The 6,251-nt window shown below is 31.9% G+C and carries 5 protein-coding genes and 1 pseudogene; all 6 read left to right on the top strand.

All coding sequences use genetic code 11. The annotated features are described in order from the left end of the window. Nucleotides 1-481 (top strand): annotated as a pseudogene (locus Q0977_RS14760) (arginase); the annotation flags it as partial. Between the two features lie 20 nt (nucleotides 482-501). Beyond that, on the top strand, nucleotides 502-1,389 hold the full coding sequence (locus tag Q0977_RS14755) for an isocitrate lyase/phosphoenolpyruvate mutase family protein (RefSeq protein WP_299515353.1): 888 nt from the start codon (nucleotides 502-504) through the stop codon (nucleotides 1,387-1,389). A gap of 45 nt (nucleotides 1,390-1,434) precedes the next feature. Continuing rightward, the gene (locus tag Q0977_RS14750) at nucleotides 1,435-2,649 is read left to right on the top strand and encodes a pyridoxal phosphate-dependent aminotransferase (protein WP_299515350.1); all 1,215 of its coding nucleotides are present in this window, start codon (nucleotides 1,435-1,437) and stop codon (nucleotides 2,647-2,649) included. 122 nt (nucleotides 2,650-2,771) lie between these two features. Next, nucleotides 2,772-3,977, top strand: coding sequence for an MFS transporter (locus Q0977_RS14745; RefSeq protein ID WP_119416916.1), 1,206 nt, complete (start codon nucleotides 2,772-2,774; stop codon nucleotides 3,975-3,977). A gap of 606 nt (nucleotides 3,978-4,583) precedes the next feature. Continuing rightward, on the top strand, nucleotides 4,584-5,783 hold the full coding sequence (locus Q0977_RS14740; protein ID WP_299515348.1) for an MFS transporter: 1,200 nt from the start codon (nucleotides 4,584-4,586) through the stop codon (nucleotides 5,781-5,783). Between the two features lie 73 nt (nucleotides 5,784-5,856). Beyond that, nucleotides 5,857-6,216, top strand: coding sequence for an ASCH domain-containing protein (locus tag Q0977_RS14735; RefSeq protein WP_119416918.1), 360 nt, complete (start codon nucleotides 5,857-5,859; stop codon nucleotides 6,214-6,216). Nucleotides 6,217-6,251 lie beyond the last annotated feature (35 nt).

Genomic DNA, 6,251 nt, shown 5'->3' with positions numbered 1-6,251 from the left:
GTATAGACAGGTATTACAAGATGTTGTTAGAGCTTTAGATATTCAATTTGGTCCATTACATCTAGAGGGGTTTCATAGTGCAGATGGATTTATCGTAGGAGAGGTACATACTCGCTACGGTGGGGATAATATCGTTAATATTACGGAAATAGCAAATAATTGTGATATGCATACACCTATTTTTGCAGAATTAGCTGATCTAGAATATGACATCCCCTCTGTTCATGAAAGTTCTGTTTGTGCAATTAAGTTTTTAGATGCCAAACCAGGGTTTGTTAAGACGTTAGAGGGATTAGATACTTTAAAAAAACATCCCAATGTAGTGGATTACAATATAAATTTAGAAGTTGGCGATCAAATAGGAAGCATTGAATCAAGTTACGACAGAAGTGGATGGGTTATGGTTAAAGCGAAAAATTATCAGGAAATTGATAAAGTTATCAAAAGCGTTGAGAAAATAATGAAATTAATAACAATTTGATAAAGAATAGAGGGATAAAAATGAACGAAAAATCAAGAAAATTAAGGAGTGCTTTAAGTAGTAATAACATAATTAAAGTGGCTGGTGCTCATGACGGTTTAAGTGCTAAACTAGCAGAAAAAAATGGTTTTGATGCTATTTGGGCGAGTGGATTAGGTATTTCTGCCGTACAAACTGTTCCCGACGCTAGTATTCTAACAATGACGGAATTTTTAGGAGCAGCAATCATTATGAATGAGTCTTGCGATTTACCTATAATTGCTGATTGTGATTCTGGTTACGGAAATATTCATAATGTATCTCATATGGTTAAAAAGTATGAAGCAGCAGGTATTGCGGGACTATGTATTGAAGATAAAGTATATCCAAAAATTAATTCTTTTGATGATAGAACCCAAACATTAGTAAGCATCGAGGAATTTTCCGCTAAAATTAGAGCAGCTAAATTAGCCCAAAAAAGTGAGAATTTCGTAATAATAGCACGAGTAGAAGCACTTATAGCGGGATTAGGGCAAGAAGAAGCCTATATCCGTGCAAGTGCATATGCAGATGCTGGGGCAGATGCTATCCTTATTCATTCTAAGAAACAAACACCTGATGAAATTATTGAATTTGCTCAAAAATGGGACATAGATTTACCTTTAATCATTGTTCCTACCAAGTATCCTAACATCTCTCTTGAAATGATTGAAAAAATAGGGGTACAGGTTGTTATATATGCTAATCAAGCCTTACGAGCTATGTACAAATCAATTGATGATACTTTTGCTAGTATTATAAGGCATAATTCGACTTTGCAAATTGAAAATAAAATTGGAACAGTGAAAGATATATTTGAGTTACAAGGCGTACCAGAAATGAAACAGTTAGAAGAAAAAATTTATAAACCTATCATTAAAATTCAATAGGATGAAATATTTTGATACTAGATTACTTGACATGGGGGAGTAGTAATGAATCAAATAACATCAGTAAAGAGCTTAAATAGATTATCTAAAAGAGCTAGTAAAATTCGGCCTTCGGCTACAATGGCATTAAATTCAAAAACAAAAAAATTGAAGAATTTAGGGAATGATATCATTAATATGAGTGTCGGAGAACCTGATTTCGAAGCTCCAATACAAGCGCTTTTTGCAGCAATACAGGCAATTACAAATGGTCAAACAGGCTATACCCCACCAGCAGGGATTATGGAATTAAGACAGGCGATAGCAAACTATATTTTAGAAAATAGCGGAATTACTTTTTCACCAGAGCAGATTATTACTTCGGCAGGTGGGAAACAGCCATTATATAATGTGTTTCAAGTAATTTGTGATTACGATGATGAAGTTATATTGCCATCTCCATATTGGGTTTCCTATCCTGAGCAAATAAGGCTATCTGGGGCAAGACCAGTTGTAATCCAGTGTAATGAATCAACCGGATTTAAATTGACTGCGGAGCTTTTAAGAGAAAGTATAACACAAAAAACTAAAGCGGTTGTTCTAACCTCTCCTAATAATCCAACAGGTTCAGTTTACTCTGAAATAGAGCTTAAAGAGATTGGAGAAGTGTTATTAGAATATCCCAATATTTTAATTATTTCTGACGAGATATACGATAAATTTGTATATGAAGGATCACATTTTAGTTTACCGTCTATTTTCCCTGATTTATTAAATCGAACAATAATTACGAATGGTTTTTCGAAAGTATTCTCAATGCCTGGTTGGCGTTTAGGTTATATTGCCGCACCGTTAGATATAGCAGTAGCAATCTCTAATTTCCAAAGTCACGCTACTGGTAGTCCAGCAACGATTTCTCAATATGCTGGTATTGCAGCAATTCAGAATTTTGATAACAAAATGGTAGAAGAGTACAAAAAACGACGTGATTTACTAGTAAATGGGCTTAATGAAATTGGTGGAATTAGGTGCTATATGCCGGAAGGCGCTTTTTATGTATTTCCCAATATCTCAAATTTTATAGGTAAAAAATATAAAAATGTGGAGATAACAAGCTCTGATGTATTTTGTAGCCTTTTACTTGAAGAGCAATTACTTTCAGTTGTTCCTGGGGAAGCTTTTGGAGAACCTAATAATATACGTTTAAATTTTGCAGTTTCAAACGAATTAATACATGAGTCTTTAAATAGATTAAAAAATTTTACAAGTTTGATTGATTAAACAACATAGAAAATGTTATATTTACACCAATAAAAGCAGCCGAAATATTAGGCTGTTTTTATTTACAATACTGTCTAAATTCTTCTGCTCAATTATAAGCTGAAAGAAGTGGAGGGGGTTTATTGAAAACAAGAATTTTGCAAATCCATCCGTTAGGCTGGAATATTATCTTTGGAACTCTAATTAGCAGAATAGCAACTTCTATGACAATTCCATTTCTATCAATTTATCTTATTCAAATCAAAGGTGTTTCTCCAACCATAGTAGGGCTAATTATAGCGACAAGTTCATTAGTAGGAGTTTTCACATCTTTTTTTGGGGGATATATTTCAGATATCATTGATAAAAGAAAAACTATGATAATAAGTTCTGTATTGTGGTCAGTAGTCTTCTTTGCTTTTTTTCGAGCAAATTCAGTAATTGCATTTTTTATTTTAAATTCATTAAATGGATTGTGTTATTCGATCTTTGAACCAGCCTCTAAGGCACTGTTGTCTGATATTACCAAAGAGGAAAATCGTTTGCAAATATTTAATTTCCGATACACAGCGATTAATTTGGGTGTAGTGATTGGTCCGATTCTGGGATTATATCTTGGTTCAGGTGAGACCTCATACCCTTTTTTAATTACGAGCATAATTTACTTATTATATGGAATATCTTTATCTTTTCAGCATTCTATATCTATAACAAGTTCTATAAACGTACATATAGAGGAAGAAAAAAACACTTTAAAGAAAGTATTTTTAGTTATCAGAAAAGATAAAAAATTCTTAATGATACTATTAGGGGTTATTTTCTCAATTTCGGGATACGCTCACTTAAATTCTACATTTCCTCAGTATTTAAGTTTGAGAATGAAAGAAGGGGCAGGTTATTACTCAATCATTCTATCTTTAAATGCAATTACTGCTTTATTAATCCAATACCCAGTAATTAATGTAATGAAAAAATTTTCTCCGATCAACTCTATTATTGGGGGAAATTTTCTAATCAGTGTTAGTTTAATTTTTATGTCTCTTTCATCAAACTTATTTCAATTCATCATAACAATAATAATCTTCACAATAGGAGAAGTCTTAATATTCTCAATGCTAGACATTTTAACCGATCAAATAGCAACATCTAAATTAAAAAGTACATATTTTGGTACTATGGGATTGAGTAGATTAGGTAACGTAATAGCGCCGTCTTTAGGAGGTCTATTATTATCTTTTTTCAGTATTGAAAATTCAATTTATACTTTCTCAATTCTTTCTTTCATTACAATTTTAGGTGTTCCTTTATTAATAGTAGCCACAAAAAAGCAAAAGCATAAAATACCCTAGAACAAATTTAGTTGAAATTCTAGTCTTTAAAGCAAGTCGAAAACTATTGTACGCAAAAAATGGAAAGAATGATAGAGCCAAATTAGTATCGATTGCATATCGCACAGTCTGATTTTTAGAATGGATTGTAGAGCAGTAAGAGAAGATGAAAAATCAAAAGAATATAAACGGTTAGAGCATCCAGAAAGTGAAGCTCAAGTGGATTTTGGTTTTAATAGAAGCCATTCATGAAGGTGAAATTGTCGATGTACATCGTTAATTATGTCATTTAACACAAGTAATAGGGGATTTCATTGTACCTCTTCCTCTGAAAATCAAGAGTGTTTTCTAAGTTAATTAAAGCTATTATTTAAGACTTAATTTGTATCCTATTTCCAGAATTGTTTCAGTGCCTGGCACCTGTAGTCGAACCATAAAATTTTCGATTGGGAATTTTATGGTCTATTTTTATATTACGTAGAAGAAGTAAGATTTTTATTTATAGTGCTAGATCATTAGTTCTAATAGGATTATTTTAGTCAATAATCCATTTTCTAATATATGAAACCAAAAGTGGTTTATAATGAAATATATTATATTTCAATTTTCTGTTATATTGGAGGGCTTATGAATTCAAGTTTCTATTATTTATGGAGCAATATTTCCATTAGCAAATTAGCTTTATCATTATTTACGATGACAATGACCTTAAGTATTTATAAATTATCCAATTCAGCCACCTTATCCGCTTTAGTTATGTTTGTATATGTAATTGGAAAATTTTTTAGTTCTTTTGTTTTCCCATTTATATCCGAAAAGTACCCACTTCAAAAGATTTTGAAGCGCTCCATGTTTTTGCAAATAGTTATCTTATTTGCTGTTTATATTCTACTTAACAAAGCTACAATACATAGTATTTTATTTTTAATCTTTCTTTTGATTTGGATAGCTGGTTTTGTTGATGGATTTTCCTCTCCATCTAGAATGGCTTTAATCCCGACTACTGTTACTGAATATAAGTTAGGAAGGGCAAACAGTTTAATCAGTACAACGGATCAAGTATTTTCTCTGGTTGGATGGTCGGTAGGAGCAGTGTTGCTAAATAGATATGGACAACTTTTGATATTACTTGTATCTATCATTCTTTTATGTATTTCTTTTATTACATCTATTCAAATCAAAGCTAATTCGATAACTTATTCAGCGACAAAACTTAAATGGGCCACTTTTAAATCTGGATGGACAATGTTATTTAATCCTAGGAATAACCTTCGTACAATTACCAACATGGATATATTAGAAGGAGTTGCCTCGGGTATATGGATTGGTGGTATTACACTTGTATTTGTAAAAGAGGTCTTAAACAAAGGAGAGCAATGGTGGGGATTCATCAATACAGGCTATTTCATTGGCAGTATAGCGGGTGGAATGTTAATCATGTTATTCTCCCATAAAGTTCAAAAGAATCCTTTTAGAGCAATTATGATTGGCTCATTCTTTGTAAGCTTTTTGGTTTTTCTATATGCATTGAATAAGATTGCAGTAATAGCCATTTTATTAGTAATACTAATGGGGCCATTCTATCAACTTCGCGATATTGCTCAGCAAGTATTCATTCAAAAACAACTAAGGGAGGAATCCTTAGCAAAACTATACGCTGCAAAAGATAACTTATATTACTTAGTGTTTACTTTTTCTGTATTTATCACGGGTTTAATATCAGACTATTTTGGTGTGATTTTTGTCTATTACTTTGCAGGTCTTTTATATTTAGCATCTTCGTTTTATGCATACGCTCTATTCAAACGAGCAAAAAGCGTGACTTAAACGTAAGTAAAAAAATAGGGAGATTAGATAAAGTTCATGTAAAAATTTTTAATAAACACTGGAAGTGACAAGAATGATACATAAAATGGAACTTTACGGAGAATATTTTCAATCGATTATAGAGGGGAAAAAGAAAGTAGAAGTTCGTTTGAACGATGAAAGGAGAAGGGAAATTAAAGTTGGTGATATGATCGAATTTATTAAAGTTCCTCAACAAGATGAAATATTAAAAGTCCATGTAACAGGAATAAGAAAATATGATACGTTTAAAAAAATGTATGAAGATATCCCTTTCAAAGACTTCGATTGCGAAGGATGGACACTTAATGAAATGATAGATGGGACATATGAGATTTATACGCCGGAACAAGAAAAAGAGTGGGGAACATTAGCGATAACAATTAGCTTCATTGAACGAAACATTCAAAGTTGAATGAAAAGCTTCAGTTAAAATTAACATAACTGAAG

Source organism: uncultured Rummeliibacillus sp. (genome assembly GCF_934216135.1).
Lineage (GTDB): Bacteria > Bacillota > Bacilli > Bacillales_A > Planococcaceae > Rummeliibacillus.
This window is presented reverse-complemented; position numbering and strand designations above follow the sequence as displayed.

What these genes read in the sequence shown, in the direction of transcription:
- Q0977_RS14755 (WP_299515353.1), top strand. Translation starts at nt 502, where the DNA reads ATGAACGAAAAATCAAGAAAATTAAGGAGTGCTTTAAGTAGTAATAAC.
- Q0977_RS14750 (WP_299515350.1), top strand. Translation starts at nt 1,435, where the DNA reads ATGAATCAAATAACATCAGTAAAGAGCTTAAATAGATTATCTAAAAGA.
- Q0977_RS14740 (WP_299515348.1), top strand. Translation starts at nt 4,584, where the DNA reads ATGAATTCAAGTTTCTATTATTTATGGAGCAATATTTCCATTAGCAAA.
- Q0977_RS14735 (WP_119416918.1), top strand. Translation starts at nt 5,857, where the DNA reads ATGATACATAAAATGGAACTTTACGGAGAATATTTTCAATCGATTATA.